This window comes from Dyadobacter sp. CY312, from assembly GCF_021390535.1.
Lineage (GTDB): Bacteria > Bacteroidota > Bacteroidia > Cytophagales > Spirosomataceae > Dyadobacter.
Genome location: NZ_JAJUXG010000003.1, coordinates 244,406 through 260,972, shown reverse-complemented (window position 1 = coordinate 260,972; position 16,567 = coordinate 244,406). Strand labels below are relative to the sequence as shown.

The window sequence follows — 16,567 nt, the reverse complement described above, 5'->3', positions numbered from 1 at the left end:
ATTCAAAAATGGAAAGAGCAAAAATTAAAATAATGCGTGATCGTTTTAAGTTGACCACAACATTATACACCTAACAGTTTAGAAGTTTTAAACGTTCAATAGGTCTTTGCAGGAGTTAAATACTGAACGTAATATAAATAATTTAATATTGGCAAAACAGTTACAACCAATGTCATTCGTTTTGTTTCTTATAATTTAGCTGTGTAACTGTTGGTCCTATTAGCTTAGGTAAATTCTATTTGTTCCTGTATATTATCCCGATAATCATCCTATATTAAAATGAAAAAGCTATTCATCCAGGTCCTTTTTAGTCTGATTTTCTTATACGGGGCTCAGGCACAAGATGTAATTGTGAAGAAGAATGGAACAGAGATAAAAGGAAAGGTAACAGAGGTTGGTGTTGATAAAGTGACTTACAAGCTGAATAACGATATGAACAGCGCCAATTTTGTGATCAGAAAAAGTGAACTGAAACAGATCGAGTTTGGGAATGGAGAAACGGTTGTGATAAGCAATCGTATTGATCCGCGATCACGACGCAGCCCGGTTGTTAATTACGATGAGGCGTTTGGGAAAAATATGATAAATTTTTCTCCTTTTAAGGCATTAGACAGCGGGCCAGGAATTGGCCTCAGTTATGAAATCCTGGTCGACAAGCGCCAGATCGTAGGTATTATCTTGCCGGTTAGTCTGATATTCCCCGATAGTTATGGTTTTAATTACGGATCCAATTCAGGTGGGAACAGCTACTTTTATGCATCACCTGGTGTAAAAATTTATCCTTTTGGTCAGAGAAAAGTCACTTATGCTGTGGGGCCAAACGTGTTTACAGGTTTTGGCAAAGTGAGAAATTATGAAAGTATATATGTTCCGGCAACAAACACTTATATCTCTTCCGAAAGGACTGTGGATAATTTCAGACTAGGTGTTTTGGTTAATAATTATATCAATTTTCAAATCACCCAGCATTTTCAAATCACCTTGAACGGAGGACTAGGCTCCCGTTATATTAACCGGAGAGACTTTGGAGGCAGCACCATCAATCGCGATAACGTGAGGATCACAGGAGAATTCAATTTTAACCTTGGCTTCCGTTTTTAACCGGTTACTTCAAGACTCTGAACACCGGATAACGTTGATATTCCTTCTCAGCATACGGTGAGTTTTCATAAATGAAATTCAATTGAGCGTCCCCGTTTTTCGCAAATTCGGGGTCGCTCTTTTTCTTTTCATCCAGTTTCTTTTTTAGGTCTGGTGATTTTCCAAGAAGCTCTGCTGCCGTGTCTTCAAATACATAAGCAGAGAAATGTTCTTTGGATTGCAGAATTGTGTCAAAGAAATTCCATTTGAAAAACGAATCAACCGCTTTCGGTTCCAGCGTCTCGATGATGTACCTGTTTGTCCATTGATTCACAGGAATATACCAGTCACCTTTTTTGAATTTAACCTTTTGAATCTGCGGTTTTAAAGTTACTCCTGTATGCCAGTAATGACCTTCAAAAGGTTGTTTTGGTGACTCGTATGCGGTTATGTAATAAGATTCCACTTCTATTTCGGTGTCTTTCTCCAGCTGCTCAACTTTCACCTTGTTTAGTTTTAACAGATCAACGACATTAAACCATCCTTGTGGAATAATATAGGCCTTTGGTTTTGTCACCACATCAAGAGGGACGTAGGTATCGTAAAAGGGAATCAGCTTTGTAAATGGTTTCTCTCTGTTATAATGAAGCCGGTTTTGTCCGCTTATTTTACTTGGGATGTATTCCGGCTCATACCCTTTAAAGTCGATTTGCGAACTTTTGTCTTTATTCACCTGCCAGCTTATCGCAAACTTCTCCTGTGATTTTACGGCTTCTTTTGTCTCTTTCCTGAGTTGGAGCAATTGCTTGCGCTGAGCCGCCAGGAATTTTAGATTTCCATGCAGATAGGCATAAGTAGATTTCACACGCTGGTCATACGGTTTCAGCATGTGCGTTTCTGTCATGACGCCAATTGTGTGGAACAGCGCGGCATATCCTGTTGAATACCTGGGCCAGTCCGGGAACTGAACAAAGCCTTTGTCGGGCGTTTGTCCCCACGCATTGACGTAAGGTGTTGCTTCAAACCCTGCTTCCTTCAAATGTTTGTACATATACGGAAGAAAAACCTGATCATTGAAATTGCCTAACGAGCCACCCAATTTATCTTTCTGAGCATAGTCCAGCGTAATCACATACTGGTAATCGGCCCCGTTGCTCACATGCGTATCGGCAAAGAGATCAGGATCCAGTTCATGAAATATTTCTGCAAAGCTTCTTGCGTTGCGTGTATCATTTTTGATAAAATCGCGATTCAGGTCAAAGTTCCTGGCATTCCCACGGAATCCGTATTCCTCCGGTCCGTTCTGATTTGTCCGTGTTGTACTGTTTCTATTGAGTGCGCCGCCAATGTTATAAAACGGAATGATGGCCAGCACAACGCTGTCCAGTTCCGGAAATTTTGCAGGATGAAGCGCTATGTCTCTTAGCAGAAGCATGGATGCATCCACGCCATCTGGTTCGCCGGGATGTATGGCGTTGTTGATAAGCAAGATTGCTTTGCCCTGAGCCTTCAATTTCGAAATGTCAAAAGTTTTATTTCGGGAATAAACCACTAGATGAAGCGGTTTTCCACTGTCGGTTTGTCCTTTTTCTGTGATCCGGATCTGCGGGAAGTTTTTGGCAAGCTGTTTGTAAAAGGCAATACCTTCTTCGTAGGTTGGAGTTTGCGTTCCGCCACTTTTTTCAAATCGGGTTTGATATTGTGCAATGGCTGGCATGGATACAACCAGGCTTAATAGAAGGTAAAGCAGACGTAGTGACATAAGTTGTGGCAATTATGTAGCGGATGTACATTTAAAAATAGAAATTTTCCACTTGGCTACTTCTATACGAAGGTGATTCATGAAAAACATTATAAAAAAAAGCCAGACAAGTACAGGAAGACCTGCATTTGTCTGGCTGGTAATTCTGTGACTTATTAATTAGTCTTCTTCCTCGGCTTGTTCATCAGCATGTGTTTCAGCTTCGAAGCTGTCTGCATATTTAATATCATCAAGCCAGTAAGATGAACTTACAATCTCATACGTTAAAGATTTCTCATCTTTCGAAATCGGATTAAGCTGCCATAGGATGTGTTTGGCTTCCTGAAATTCGGAACTTTCGAGCTGATCGGAAAACAAACGGTGGATCAGGCTTCGATCAGACATTCCGGCTGCAAGTAATCTCAGTATCGGCGCTTCGGGATTGGTTTCAAAAAGACTTAAATCACCATCTGCGGCCGTAATCTGGATTTGAAACTGCACAGCTTCTGCTCTTGGGAATTTGCCATTGTATGCCTGATACAGCAATTGCGTGGCTCTGAAAAAATCCGGATGCAGCGACAACTCCGGGTATTCCTCCCAAAGCTTCTCTGTCAATATTTCATGTGAAAGATTTTCGATCTGCCCGTCTGTGAGTCTTTCGTTCACCACGTAGTCCAAAACAATTTTGGCAGCTTCGGCAGGTTCAAAGTCTGTGAGTGCCATCAGACACATTTCTTTCAACTCTGCGTCTTTGATTTCTTCCGGATTGTCATAATCTATATTATTCAACAAAGCCAGATAGTCGCTCTTTTCCCATGAATTGGGAAGTTCATTGATAGTCTCAAATGACAGGATGTCTACTTTAAAGGAACTCATATTAGTTTGTTTGATCTGTTTAATTTCTGATTAATCCCTATACATCAGGTTGAGAAAGGGCTTTCTAGTAATTTTAGTAAAACCATGCCATGGCATTTTAATTTCCTTTTCGTGACAAGAATGGTAAAGTATTGAATCCCTTTTTTTAAGGTTTAAATAGTGAAAAGCATCGCAACACGGACTCTTTTCTAGGATGTAAAACAACATATTTTTTGACCCGGAAACGAAATTAGAATACTATTAGAATGATTTATTGACGCTCTTCTGGTTTTCGATTTTGCTCATTTTTGCCTATTTTGTGCTAGTACAAAAAATATTTCATGGAGTTATACTATTCATTCTCAGGACTAATCGTTCTTTCAGCCTTTTTCTCTTATTTCAATGCAAGGTATCTGAAATTGCCTGCATCAATCGGTATCATGGTCATCGCCTTATTGGTTTCCCTGGGTTTGCTCGCCACCGATAATATCTTTCCCCACACATTTGATCGCATTACAAAACTGATCGCAAGTATTGATCTTACGGAGATTCTGATGGGGGCCATGCTTAACTTTTTACTCTTTGCCGGTGCAATTCACGTGCATCTTGAAGACCTGAAAGAGCAGAGGTTGCCGGTAGTTGTTTTTTCAACCGTAAGTGTTGTGATCTCCACCTTCGTCGTTGGGTTTTTGATGTACCACATCCTGCCTTTGGTAGGGTTGCCAATTCCTTTTATTCAGTGTCTTGTTTTTGGTGCGCTCATTTCTCCCACCGACCCGATTGCCGTACTTGGTATTTTGAAACAGGCTGGTGTTCCAAAATCGCTTGAAACTAAAATTGCGGGTGAGTCACTGTTTAATGATGGTATGGCAGTTGTGGTATTTATCGTCATGCTTGCGCTTGCACGTGGCGAAGAGATAAACACTTCGTTCAGCGGGATATCGCTGCTGCTTGCCAAGGAAGCTTTGGGTGGTATTGTGCTTGGGCTGTTGCTGGGTTTTATCGGCTCACAAATGATTTACCGCGTGGATGGATACAATGTACACGTTCTGATAACCCTTGCAATTGTAATGGGCGGACACCTTGCAGCGCAGGCTTTGCACATGTCAGGTCCATTAGCGATGGTTGCAGCGGGTTTGGTAGTGGGTAATTATGGTAAAAATCTTGGGGGCGTTTCAGATGATGAACGTGATTATATAGACAAGTTCTGGGAGCTGATAGATGAAATCCTGAACGCAATCCTGTTCCTGATTATCGGGTTTGAATTACTATTGATTCCTGATCTGAGACAGTACGGTTTAATAGGTGGTATCGCCATTGCTGTTGTGCTGCTTGCAAGGTTTATATCCATTTATCTCCCTGTGAAAATAATTCCTTTCAGAACCAAGTTTGGACGGAAATCCATTACCATTCTGGTCTGGGGAGGATTAAGAGGAGGCGTATCCATTGCCCTTGCCCTGTCCATTGATCCCGGATTGCATAAGGATCTTTTGCTGGCCATCACCTATTTCGTTGTCTTGTTCTCAATCATCGTTCAGGGACTTACCGTTGGGAAACTAACCAAGAAGATGGAAAACCTTTAAGGCGAATAGTTCTTAATGCAAAAAGGTGTTGTCAGACTTGCTGGCGACACCTTTTTTGTGACTGAATGGGCTTTGTGGTCTTTAAATCAATTACCGTCTGTGATCTTATTAATGGTATTATTTACCTTATTAAGCCAAAGATATTGCCCCTGACAAGTCCAGTGCGAATCACCTTTAAGATATGCAGCTGCACCCATCTGACGAAACAGCGTGTACACATCCAGATATTCAACCGATAAGTCCGGATGTTTGTAAACCCGTTCAATCAGATTGTTGTATTGTCCATACTCCGGCATCAAAACCGAAACTTTATTCGGAATAATCGACAGTAACACCTTATCAAAACCCAGTTCCAGCGCTAGTTTTTCACTCTCATTCAAATTGCGAACCAGTGTGTCTATTTCTGCATTTTCAATTTCTGCAAATGATGATGTAGTCTCAGTAGTATCCTCATCCGTATCCATATAATACACAAGCTCTGTACCTCCCTTTATGGGTACGACCTCTTTATTGACACGGCCAAAAACATGGTTGTTGAAATTTGCCTTTAATTCTTTGAGTGACAGAATAAAGTTATTCTGAAACAAAAATTCGTCAAGCCGACCCTCTGTTGATTTGGAACTAAAAATACCGTCCAGCGTGTGCATGAAGCCTGGATTTTCGGCAGCAGCTATAAAACTGGCTGAGTCAGGTATAATATTGCCGATAGGATGATCGCTGAATTTTTCTCTGAAATGACGTTCAACCGATTCAATCAAAAGAATATTGATCGCCGAGGAGTCGGGCTTTACATGAAGTACTTCGTTCCACGAAATGCGGGTATAGCTGTCTGCCAGAAAATCCGCTTTCCCGATTCGTTGTTCTTCCGTAAAACTATCGCCTATGACGTACAAATGTATTTTACGGGAAGTTTTTTTCACAGGTGGGCTGTATGCCTCGCATCGCTTAGCTGGATCTTTAAACTCTGAAAGGTTTGATAAACGATACAGATCTCCATATCGGTAACTATCAGTTCGGCTGAGTTTCCTGCTGAGGTAAGGGCTCAAACCCACCATCCATACCATTGCTCCCAGCGCTAAAAATATATATCTGAGGTATTTCATTTATCTAAGCTTAATAGACCAGACCTGAATTTTCTTTTCTGACCGGCTAAAAATGAGCAGTTTATAATATCCCGGCTGGTATGTAAGCTGTACGGGCATTTCTGACGGAATGGCCTTGTCGCCCAGTCGTCGTCCGGTCATATCAAATACGGTCGTGTAGTTTCCTGAACGTATCGTGATAAAACGGTTATCAACACCAAAGAAATGATACTGAATGGTTGAGTTGGGGAGAATGTCCTTAATCTCAAAAAGCTCCTGACCTTCTTTGTTGAGGATCGCTGTTTTGGAAAATGCAGAACGTACCAGAATCCAGTCCAGTGAATTTCTGTCAAACAAAGTCTTGAAGCGGGAGCCAGGTTCCGGTCGTAAAAGTTGCTTACGTGAGGATACTTTTCCGTCCTGTCCAATGCGGATCAGTTCACCGGATACACTTACACCGACCAGCTCGGGTTGACCGGTGGAAAGGTTTTGAGCCCAGGTGAAAGGACTTTCAGTCCGGGTGAGTATATCGACCGGAAATCCTGCCCTTACAGAACCGTTTTCTTTGAGCAGGTAAATTTTCCCATTTTGCTGCGTAACGATAAAACCCCTGTTTCCGATCTGGTTCAGGGCAATCACCGGACTTTGAATGTTTTCAAACTTGTTGGTCCTGTTGAGACGACGAAGTGGTTTGCTTACACTTTCCCACAAAAACAGCTCCTGAGCAGTATTTTTGAGGATAAATCTGTTACTGCCGTCATAACCGCCGTCAATCAGGTAAAGATCTGAAATGGGACTCACCGACGGGATGCTTTGGGAAAACGCCGATATCTGAGATGAATCATCCTGATCAAGTGCGTACACGGATTGCTCTGTAGCGAATATGCGTTGTTCACGACCGATGTTAAGAAAATCGACCTTATAGGAAGCAGTGCGTATCGGCCCATTGAGTTTGGTTATAACCTCCGTTTTTCCGCTTTTAAGGTCAGTGGTCCGAAGCAGATCATGCTTTTCATCCGTAAGCAAAATCTCAGAACTTCCATCCACCGGATTTTGAAGAGCTGCAAGCTGATTATCGTAAATAACCGGCCATTCGACGTCAATATTCAGGAATGTACGATTGAGCACTTTCTGCGGCGTAAGTCGTTTTTTAGGGAAAAGTGTAATTTCCGGAATGGCCTTATCGTCCTCGTAATGGCATTCAAAAACCGCCGACTCAATCTTGGATAATAAATCGGTATAACTTTTGCCACTTCTGCCAGCACGCGACTGTGCTTTTCTGAGGTTGACAACCATGGACAGCTGTGCATCGGATTTTTTACTGGTAAGCACGCTGTCGTATTCCGGCGACTGCTGCCAGGTAATGTGGTTTTCGTAATCCACAATGTAATTTTGCAATACCTGAGAATTATTGCTGATCACCAGATAAGGCGCCACGTAAGTAATATAGCTTACAGGAAATCCTGAAAACATAGAGCCATACATACCAGACGGCAGTTCCGGAATAGCAACGGAATAGATATCATAACCCTGGTATTTGTCCAGCGAGACATTGGCTTCTTCGTTGGAAAGCCGCGCCAGCTTCTGCATTACAGGCCTCAGTTTATCATAATTTGAAAACTCTGAAAGCATGATTTTCGCATCGCTGATGCTATTGTTTTCTTCCAACTGACACAAGATCAATTCCGAACCAGAATTTTCCGTAAGTAACGCACTCTCCTTGCCAAGGATGTAGTTGACTTTTTCCCAGGCCTCGCTCTTGTTTTTTCTGTGCCATTTCAAATATTGCTTCTTGAAAGCCGCTTTGTCTTTTCCGGCAAATCTGTAAAGATAAGACGTCTGCTGAGAGATGTGTTTATGACCTGCAAATGGAAAACCAGGGTTGTCCATCAGCATTTGAGTCAGATAAAAATCCGGTGCTTCACTCCCGACGGAGGTCAGGTGCAGCGAGTTTTTATTCAAAGTCTTATCAATATGCAGATCCTGTATGTTTGGAAAATTTCGTGCAAACTCCCTGAAAGTGACGCTGATGTTTTCGGTGGATACAACCGATTTCCATGCCTCTGCTTTTAAATAAACACTGGTTCCATACTCATCATCCTGGATTTTAGAAAACTGGGATTTTAATCTGAATGACTGAATGTTGAGTGACGAAGCCCGCACTACGTCTTCTATCAAGTCCCCGAAATAACTTACAATGACGTAATTATCTTTAACAAGATAGGAAAACAAAGGACGCGACTGGCTGTCGTAAATGTCCGTAATTCTATTATCCTGGAAGTTGTGGTGCAGCGCACGGATATTCACATTCTGAGGCGTTGAAATCCACTTTGCTTCTTCCTCATTTTCAATAGGAATGTACATCAGAATTCCCCACTCGGTGCTTGTGCGCGGATGGTAGGAGTAACTAATGGTCTTACCTTTCAAAAAGTTGTTCAGCTTTTTGGTATCGGTCGAAAACAAACTTAATAACGAAAGGTTGTCACTTGCCAGATCGAGGAGAGGGAGTTTTTTCAGATCCACACCAGCCTCCGTAGCCACATATAGGGAATCCTGCAAATGCTCGCTGGTGATTACCACCACGGCATTGGAGGGAATATGCTTCCACGCAGCGGATGAGCCTCTAAACCATTTAAATATAAAATATCCTGCTAATGCGATAACGAACACCAGCAGGATAATAAGAATTTTCTTTTTCAGCACAGGCCTAATAATTTAAGCACGTATCGCCTTTACTTTTTGATTCAGTTCCAGGCGGAAACGCAAAAGTTCTTTGAAACTACGTATACAAACTTTCCAGAGGTTCCATTTTACAATTGAAACTTCTCCGGTTTCGCGGTCTTTATGCGTAATTGGAATATCGAAAGTCTCTTGTCCTGATTTTTTCGCCATTACCGAAAGGAAGATATTCGGTGCAAAAGGCTCCGGATTTGGCAGCTGATCCATCAATTTTTGCAGGAAGGTTCCTTTTATCAGACGGAATGGAATATTGCTGTCCATGATGAAAGTCCCGTATACCAGAGAAATGGTACCACGCAAAAACTTGGTAATGAACAAGCGCACACCTGCGTCATGCCTTACTTCCCGGTAACCCAGTATAAATTGAGACTGATCTCTTTTACTCCATAATTTGTCAAAATCATCGGAAATGAACTGGTCATCGCTGTCTGTTTGAAAAACATATTGCGAACCAAGTTCCAGTGCTTTACGGTAACCATTCACAACGGCATTGCCGTGGCCTCCGTTCTTTTGATTTATTACTGTCAGATTGGATACTTCTTTTTCCAACTTGTCCAAAAGTACTTTTGTATTGTCTTTGGATCCGTCGTTAATAACGATTAGTGTAGTATTATCATTTGGAAATTTATTTTTCAAGAAGCTTGTCCAGCCATATACTACTTTTTCTATACAATCCTGTTCGTTGTATGCGGGCATTACAATGCTTAAAAGGAACGACATGCAGAAGTTTATTTGGTATGTTAGTGCGAAATTAATAAATTAAACCTAGTAAACCACCCGGCTGTGGTCATTATTTAGCGAGCATACTTGTCTTTCAACTCGTTGATTGGTTTTTCAAAGAAATGCCATGATATGGCAGCTATCAGAATCGTGATGGCAACAACCGTAAGTATTTGAAATGGAGGGAAGTGCTCCAACTGAGGAAAATGCCGATAGACTTTATTGAAGAACCGAACAATGGGATGGTTAGGAACCGTATAACTATGATAGTGATTGAACACAAAATTGTGATACAGGTATATTCCGTAACTAATCCGGCCCAGGTATACGCTTACCGGGTTTTCAAGAAACAGAGCCATCAGTCCTGAATAACCTACCGCAGCGCTTCCAATCAGAAAGAATGAAAATGCGGATGCAGCCAAACGGTCGCCAACAATTTTAACAACATTGTATTTGTTAACCGGATCTGATTGTAGTCCAAGCTGAACTGACCAATAGTATACCAGAAACCAAACAATAAGACTTAAAACGACCAGCCATTTTTTGCTGAAAAGATTACTGAAAGCCTCTTTTTTGTTCAGCTGCAACCAAGCCATAAATCCACCAAAAGCAAAGGAATCGAGACAGGCTGGCATGGAAACATAAGACACGATCCATGACTTTCCGGTCATGAAGAAGTAAAACCTTAGCAAGACGGCGAATACGCCCATTACTCCCAAAACGGTAAGCAGGTTTTTTCTCGGAACAAAAAAGATAAGGAAAGGGAAAATAAGGTAAACCTGTTCTTCCACGGCCAGCGACCAAAGGTGATCCACGGATCCCATCCATCCTTCATTTATCGCCATATAAATATTGGTGGCGTAGAGAACCAGCCAACCCAGATGCTCACGCACGGACGGAACGCCCAGCAGATAAAGGATAAATATACAAAGATAATAAACCGGGAAAATTCTTATCGTTCTCCGTATCAGGAACTTGCGAATGTATTTTTTGAAGCCACCCGGCTCATTTTTCAGCTTATCACGGCTTTGCATCAGAATTCTGGTAATCAGAAATCCGCTCAAAACAAAAAACATGGTCACACCAAGTTCTCCAAGGGGAAGGGTAGTATCGGTAAGGTGAGCGAGTAATACGAGTGCAACCGCAATGAAACGTATGCCATCCAGTTGTATAATATGTCCCCTAGAAGTTACGTGCATGGTTACCAGTTTACTTTAACTTTATTTTCTCCAACTTCCGGGACATCTACTTTTACATTTTTGAAAAGTATGCCTGTTTGCTCTCCGTCTTGTCTCACTAACGCCACATTGTACGTGCCTTTTTTCATTTTATTAAAAGGAATATCGGCATGAAAACCTGGGGCAAAATAGTATTGTTTCAGAAAAAGTTGTTTCCTGCTTTTGTTGCGGGTACGGTCGGCGGGGAAAATATAATACCTATCTTTTGAACTGAACAAAATATAAATTCCACTATCCTGCAAACGCTGGCTGGTGAAGGTTTTGTTTTCTACTCTGAATGAATTTGCTTCTTTTTGGAAACTGGTTTCATCGTAGAGTTTCACCAATCCGCGGGAGCTGCCCGCATAGGTTTGTCTTTCAGCGATTGAAATAAGTGAAAGCCACTTTTCGTAAATAACTGGTGTTTTCGCCATCACGTTGGCAGCAAAAGCTGTATCTTCTTTCGCTTTCAGATCCTTGTTCTCATAGGTCCAGTTAAACTGATCGGTGACCAACATCTTCCTCAGATTGAAGGCATCCACAAGGTGGTAATGGTAACTGAAAATATTGAAAACGACAGCCAGGAAAACGATGGCAGTAATGTAGGACGACTGAAAACTGCCGCGTATCGGAATCACGACATACAAATACGCCACCAAAAGCAACAGTACCGAATATATTTTATACTTGCTGGTGACAAGACCTTCGATTCCGAATCCTGCACGGCTGTAAACCACAATGAGTGCTGTACCGAGAATAAAAAGTATAGCGCCAAGGCAGAAAAGATCCGTTATTTTTTCAAACTTAACGGTATACTTATTTCTGATAATACGGAAAAGGGTGGTGGACACAATTGAAACGGCCACCAGAAAAAGAACGCAACCAAGCAGAAAGCAAACCCGGAAATTGTCCAATACAGGGAAGGATTCCGCAAAAGACCCCAAAAACGCCATGTACCCTTTTACTATCTGGAAAAATGAGGCTTTTGATTCCGGATTATATTCCGCCCGGACGTATGATTTGAAAAAGAAAAATATCGTTGCAATGGAAGCTGCTGCATACAGGGCAAGCCGTTTTCTGTCACGCGTAAGTGCGATGAGAAAAGCGCCTATCGGCAAAACAAAAAGGGCATTTGGACTTGTGAACACTGCCAACAAAGCCAATGGGATAGATAAACCAAATAAGTAATTACTCGGATTTACACATAAATAAATCGTCCATAGCACCAGAGTCACCACACCAAAATTCTGAATGGATGCCATTCCCCAATACATATTTTCCCACATGGCGAGCGTCAACAGCAGGAAAGGAACCGGAACAAGGGCAAAAAGAGGTTTCTTGTTGTTTTTCAGTATTACATACCAAAGCGGAATGATACCAACGAGCAACAGATTGCCTATGAACATTAAATGCCGGTAATTCAGGGAACCGAAAACAGCATAATCCCACCACGCGAAAATCCTTGTGAGGGTTATCCGATGCTCGTTGTGTTGTTTGATAAGTGCTGCAAGCTTACCATTCCAATTGGTTGCATGGGCAAATTCGTCAATGAATCCTTTGAGGGGATGGTCGTCCCATTTAGGGATATTAATGGCATAATAATCCCAGGCCGTAAAATATACAACGACCGGGATCGCAATGATCAGGATGAGCACTAAACGTAAAACTCCCTTTGTCATGCGGGGATCAACAGTTGATTGATGTTACTGATGATGGAATCAGGATCAAGCCCTGAAAGTTTTTGGTGATACGACTGGCTACCGTATTTGCCATTCGGATAACCTTCGGCTTTCAAACTTTTGAACGAACGAGGGGAAATACCTCTCTCTAAAAGCTGTACAGAAAGTTGCTGCGCAAGACCACCGGTGCTGATATGTTCTTCGGCAACCAGAATATTGGGTGCATTACGAACCAGTTCCAATATGTCATTTTCAAGTTTCAATGGAAAATGAAGGGCTGTGATCACATTCACTTTCTCAGCAAGTTCAGGGCCGCTCCCAAGAGCCGACATGACATTATTGGCAACCGGTCCTAAAACGAAAATGGTTGTTTCTGCTTGTGCACCACGGTGTATCACTTTGAAAGATCCGGACAGATAGGCATTGTCAGGAGTTGTCTTTCCAGCACCCAGACGCAGGTACGCGGGGCAGGCATCACTTACAATTTGCTGTAAAACAGGCTCAACCTCGTCGGCAAATGCCGGAACCCACACATTGGCATTCTGCAATCCGCTAAGGCAGGCAATGTCTTCCAGCGCATGGTGGCTGCTTCCCATTATCCCATATCCGTAACCACCGCCATTTCCAACCAGAAATACAGGTAAGTTGTTGAAACAGATGTCGTTGCGAAACTGTTCCAGGCATCGGTAAACGATAAACGGAGCAATGCTGTAACAAAAAACTTTATATCCTTTGTGCGCAAAACCCGCCGCTACGCCAACCATATTCTGTTCGGCAACTCCGGCGTTAATAAAGCGTTTGCCCAATTTCGCTTTCAGGTTTTCAAGAGCGTTATATCCCAGGTCACCGGTAATGAAAACGATCGAGTCGTCTTCTGTTGCCAGCTGCTCCATGGTGTTTGAAAATTCTTTTCTCATTTTCTTAACTGCTTTACAAGTGTCCTTATTTCGTCAGCGGTTTTGTATGATCTGGAACCGCGCCTGATGCGGGTGCGAATGTACTTCGGACGTTTTTTTGTTTCTTCAAATATCTTGGCAATGTATTCTCCCAGGAACGAAATTCCCAGAATGGTAAGTCCGCCAAACAAGGTAACGAGTACGATGAGCGTACTGATACCTCTCGGTGTATCCGGGAAGAAAATAAACTTCGCCAGGATTTGCCAGATGATACCCAGAATAGACAAGCCTGTAAGACCGAAACCGGCATAACTCATCAATTCCAACGGAGCGAAACTGAATGAGAAAATGGCCTTCTTAGCCCACCAGATGTTTTTTGTCCAGTTGTTGGTCGAAACACCAAACATACGTTCAGGCCGCACATAAGGAACGCCCGTTTGTTTGAAACCCACCCAGGCTCTAAGTCCGCGAAGGAATTGTTCTGTTTCGGGCAAATCAACCAGTTCTTTCACAACCTTGCGATCAATCATCGAGAAATCGCCGGCGTCACGAGGTATAGGGATGTAACTCAATCCCTGGAAAATTTTATAAAATGTTTTGTAGAAGAAATGAATGTGCGGTTTCATTTCGCGCTGTACACGCACACCGTAAACCACGTCATTTCCCTCCATCCATTTTTCGTAAAATGCAGGAATAATTTCAGGTGGATCCTGTAAGTCTCCATCCATCAGAACCACACAATCACCCGTAGCGATTTCCATTCCGCTCAGGAAAGCAGACTGCGAACCAAAATTCCGTGAATGGCTGATTCCCACCACGTTCGGATCTTTGTCGCAAATTTTATTGATCACTTCTTCCTGATTGTCGGGTGAGTTATCATTTACAAAAATGATCTCGTACCGTACTTTCAGTTCATTGAATGTCTTCACCAGCCTTTCGTACATGAAAGGAATGGCCTGGGCATCTTTATAACAAGCAATAATGGCCGTTATTACCGGATTCAGTTTTGGATTTTCAAAAGCCGGAATAATGCTTTCTTCATATTTTACCGCTTCCTGCCACTGTTCGGTTTTATATAATCCGGTTTCCAGTGAAGTACGTGCTTTCCATCCAAAATCGTTTTCAAATGCAGAAGGATCACCGTACCAGTCCGCAAGGTCCCATTTCCTGTTCGACATACTTCCCCATTGCGGTTCCTGTGCAATAGAGAAAGTACTGCGGGAGGTTTCAACAAGATCACCGATTGTAGTCTTGCGACCCGTTGCGATGTTATAGGATTTTCCCGAAGTGGCACTGCTTATATTGAGCGCAGCATCAAGAAACGCTTCTACGCAATCTTCTATAAAAACAAAGTCACGACTAATGTCCGGTGAAACCAGTGACGGGAGCTGTTTTTTTCTTGCGCTTTCAATCAATTTTGGTACCAGTCTGTCGGGCTCTTCCCAATATCCATAAATGGAATACAACCTGAGATTGAGCGTTTTCAGATCCTGCAAACGTGCGTAGTATTCGAGTAAATAAGCCGCAGATACTTTCGAAACTGCATAGTGGCTATTTGGCTCAACACGATCTGTTTCCTTGGGCGATGTGCAATTAAAACCATACTCCGAACTACTTCCTGCATGGATGTACACCATTTCACGGGTACAGTTCTGCAAAATGTTCACCGTCCCGATCACGTTCGTTTCGTAGGTGAGGTTTACATTGCTTTGTTTGCTGTAAGCACCGTATGCAGCCAGGTTAAAGATGGTCTGCGGTTTGTACTTTTCAAATACTTCCAGTACAGAATTATTGGAAAGTATATCGCAATGAATGATATTTTCGAAAGGAACATTCAGCAATTTCAGACGCCATGCCTTGGTGGCATCGTGCGTAAGTGCATAACAGTCCTTTCTTATTTTGAAGATGTCGTGGAAAAGATTGGCGCCGATGAAACCACTGGCACCGAAAACAAATATAGGTCCTTTAAGTTTTTCTATTTTTTCCTTGTAGACCGGTAACTGATCAAGCATTCGTTAATTCATTAAGATAGCGTTCCTTTATTTCCAGAGTGGCTTGCTGATATTGTTCCGCGTTCATCGGTAAATAGTGCCATTCCATTTTGTTTTCCATGTAAGAAACACCCTTGCCTTTCACTGTTTGAGCTATAATTGCTTTCGGCAGTCCGTTTTTGTGTGTTTTTAGCTCCTGTATAGCGTGATTTAACGATAAAATATTGTGCCCGTCCACTTCGACCGTTTCAAAACCAATCGCTTTCCATTTTTCGGCGGAGGCAGTTTCGCCCAGTACTTTGTCGGTAAAGTCAAATCCCTGCAATCCATTTTTGTCAACAATCATAAATAGGTTGTCGAGCTGATTCTGAATCGCATAATGTGCAGCTTCCCAGGTAGTTCCCTCGTTCGTTTCTCCGTCAGAAAGTAATGCGAAAGAATATGTTCCGTCTTCACTGATTTTGGCAGCGTGTGCAATGCCGGTTGCAACCGGTAAACCGTGACCTAGCGATCCTGTTGCAAATGGAATGCTTTTGTATTGCCTTGGTGCGGGGTGTGCAGGAAGTGTGGTTCCGTCTTTGTAAAACGTATCCAGTTCTTCATCAGATATTTCACCCAATGTATTGAGGCAGGCATACAAAGCTGCTGCTGCATGTCCCTTGGATAAAATGAAGGTATCTTCTGCTGATTTATTAAGGAAAAGTACAGCGATCATCAGATCAATACAGCTCAGCGAACAGCCGATATGCCCTGCATTTGCCTTGTTATAAAGCCCCAGTACTTTGAGACGGAGCTCGCCGCTGATTTGGCTGGGGTCATTCAATATTTCTTCTATGGTCATCGCCATTGTGTATGTTGATGTACGGGAACAGTGCTGTTTTGTACTTCTAAAGTTAGACAAAGTAACAACTTAAGTCGTACAATTGAAGGCGCAATATACGAAATCTTATTTGACGGCTCCCTGCTTCTCTACTTTTCAGATCG

12 protein-coding genes are annotated in these 16,567 nt (G+C 42.4%); 2 read left to right on the top strand and 10 right to left on the bottom strand.

The window, feature by feature from the left end; genetic code table 11:
- Nucleotides 1-279: 279 nt before the first annotated feature.
- A complete protein-coding gene (locus LZG71_RS05200; RefSeq protein ID WP_233817684.1) occupies nucleotides 280-1,101 on the top strand; it encodes a hypothetical protein in 822 nt (273 codons plus the stop codon).
- Nucleotides 1,102-1,105: 4 nt separating this feature from the next.
- Here LZG71_RS05200 and LZG71_RS05195 read toward each other — a convergent pair whose 3' ends face one another.
- Both LZG71_RS05195 and LZG71_RS05190 read right to left on the bottom strand, forming a co-directional pair.
- On the bottom strand, nucleotides 1,106-2,842 hold the full coding sequence (locus LZG71_RS05195) for a M14 family metallopeptidase (RefSeq protein WP_233817682.1): 1,737 nt from the start codon (nucleotides 2,840-2,842) through the stop codon (nucleotides 1,106-1,108).
- Between the two features lie 159 nt (nucleotides 2,843-3,001).
- Complete coding sequence (locus LZG71_RS05190) at nucleotides 3,002-3,697, bottom strand: hypothetical protein (RefSeq protein WP_233817680.1); 696 nt, start codon at nucleotides 3,695-3,697, stop codon at nucleotides 3,002-3,004.
- A gap of 320 nt (nucleotides 3,698-4,017) precedes the next feature.
- On the opposite strand from LZG71_RS05190, the gene LZG71_RS05185 reads away from it, so the two are divergent.
- Entirely contained in the window at nucleotides 4,018-5,259 is a 1,242-nt protein-coding gene (locus tag LZG71_RS05185; protein ID WP_233817678.1) for a sodium:proton antiporter, read from the top strand.
- An 86-nt stretch (nucleotides 5,260-5,345) separates the two neighbouring features.
- Here the strand turns inward: LZG71_RS05185 and LZG71_RS05180 are convergent, their stop codons facing one another.
- The 8 genes from LZG71_RS05180 to LZG71_RS05145 all read right to left on the bottom strand — a co-directional run bounded on the left by LZG71_RS05180 (nucleotide 5,346) and on the right by LZG71_RS05145 (nucleotide 16,424).
- Complete coding sequence (locus tag LZG71_RS05180; RefSeq protein ID WP_233817676.1) at nucleotides 5,346-6,362, bottom strand: hypothetical protein; 1,017 nt, start codon at nucleotides 6,360-6,362, stop codon at nucleotides 5,346-5,348.
- The gene (locus LZG71_RS05175) at nucleotides 6,363-9,044 is read right to left on the bottom strand and encodes a hypothetical protein (RefSeq protein ID WP_233817674.1); all 2,682 of its coding nucleotides are present in this window, start codon (nucleotides 9,042-9,044) and stop codon (nucleotides 6,363-6,365) included. It lies immediately after the preceding gene.
- 12 nt (nucleotides 9,045-9,056) lie between these two features.
- Nucleotides 9,057-9,800 carry a glycosyltransferase family 2 protein gene (locus LZG71_RS05170; protein ID WP_233817672.1) on the bottom strand — a complete coding sequence of 248 codons (744 nt, stop codon included), beginning with the start codon at nucleotides 9,798-9,800 and terminating at the stop codon, nucleotides 9,057-9,059.
- Between the two features lie 74 nt (nucleotides 9,801-9,874).
- Nucleotides 9,875-10,999, bottom strand: coding sequence for an acyltransferase (locus LZG71_RS05165; RefSeq protein ID WP_233817670.1), 1,125 nt, complete (start codon nucleotides 10,997-10,999; stop codon nucleotides 9,875-9,877).
- A gap of 2 nt (nucleotides 11,000-11,001) precedes the next feature.
- Entirely contained in the window at nucleotides 11,002-12,696 is a 1,695-nt protein-coding gene (locus tag LZG71_RS05160; RefSeq protein WP_233817668.1) for a hypothetical protein, read from the bottom strand.
- The gene (locus LZG71_RS05155) at nucleotides 12,693-13,613 is read right to left on the bottom strand and encodes a transketolase family protein (protein ID WP_233817666.1); all 921 of its coding nucleotides are present in this window, start codon (nucleotides 13,611-13,613) and stop codon (nucleotides 12,693-12,695) included. The genes LZG71_RS05160 and LZG71_RS05155 overlap by 4 nt, the downstream gene beginning before the upstream one ends.
- Nucleotides 13,610-15,604 carry an NAD-dependent epimerase/dehydratase family protein gene (locus LZG71_RS05150; RefSeq protein ID WP_233817664.1) on the bottom strand — a complete coding sequence of 665 codons (1,995 nt, stop codon included), beginning with the start codon at nucleotides 15,602-15,604 and terminating at the stop codon, nucleotides 13,610-13,612. Before LZG71_RS05150 ends, LZG71_RS05155 begins: the two co-directional genes overlap by 4 nt.
- Nucleotides 15,597-16,424 (bottom strand): transketolase, encoded by an 828-nt coding sequence (locus LZG71_RS05145; protein WP_233817662.1) that lies wholly within the window; start codon nucleotides 16,422-16,424, stop codon nucleotides 15,597-15,599. Before LZG71_RS05145 ends, LZG71_RS05150 begins: the two co-directional genes overlap by 8 nt.
- Nucleotides 16,425-16,567: the final 143 nt, after the last annotated feature.

What these genes read in the sequence shown, in the direction of transcription:
- LZG71_RS05195 (WP_233817682.1), bottom strand. Translation starts at nt 2,842, where the DNA reads ATGTCACTACGTCTGCTTTACCTTCTATTAAGCCTGGTTGTATCCATG.
- LZG71_RS05145 (WP_233817662.1), bottom strand. Translation starts at nt 16,424, where the DNA reads ATGACCATAGAAGAAATATTGAATGACCCCAGCCAAATCAGCGGCGAG.
- LZG71_RS05160 (WP_233817668.1), bottom strand. Translation starts at nt 12,696, where the DNA reads ATGACAAAGGGAGTTTTACGTTTAGTGCTCATCCTGATCATTGCGATC.
- LZG71_RS05170 (WP_233817672.1), bottom strand. Translation starts at nt 9,800, where the DNA reads ATGTCGTTCCTTTTAAGCATTGTAATGCCCGCATACAACGAACAGGAT.
- LZG71_RS05155 (WP_233817666.1), bottom strand. Translation starts at nt 13,613, where the DNA reads ATGAGAAAAGAATTTTCAAACACCATGGAGCAGCTGGCAACAGAAGAC.
- LZG71_RS05180 (WP_233817676.1), bottom strand. Translation starts at nt 6,362, where the DNA reads ATGAAATACCTCAGATATATATTTTTAGCGCTGGGAGCAATGGTATGG.
- LZG71_RS05200 (WP_233817684.1), top strand. Translation starts at nt 280, where the DNA reads ATGAAAAAGCTATTCATCCAGGTCCTTTTTAGTCTGATTTTCTTATAC.
- LZG71_RS05190 (WP_233817680.1), bottom strand. Translation starts at nt 3,697, where the DNA reads ATGAGTTCCTTTAAAGTAGACATCCTGTCATTTGAGACTATCAATGAA.
- LZG71_RS05165 (WP_233817670.1), bottom strand. Translation starts at nt 10,999, where the DNA reads ATGCACGTAACTTCTAGGGGACATATTATACAACTGGATGGCATACGT.
- LZG71_RS05150 (WP_233817664.1), bottom strand. Translation starts at nt 15,604, where the DNA reads ATGCTTGATCAGTTACCGGTCTACAAGGAAAAAATAGAAAAACTTAAA.
- LZG71_RS05185 (WP_233817678.1), top strand. Translation starts at nt 4,018, where the DNA reads ATGGAGTTATACTATTCATTCTCAGGACTAATCGTTCTTTCAGCCTTT.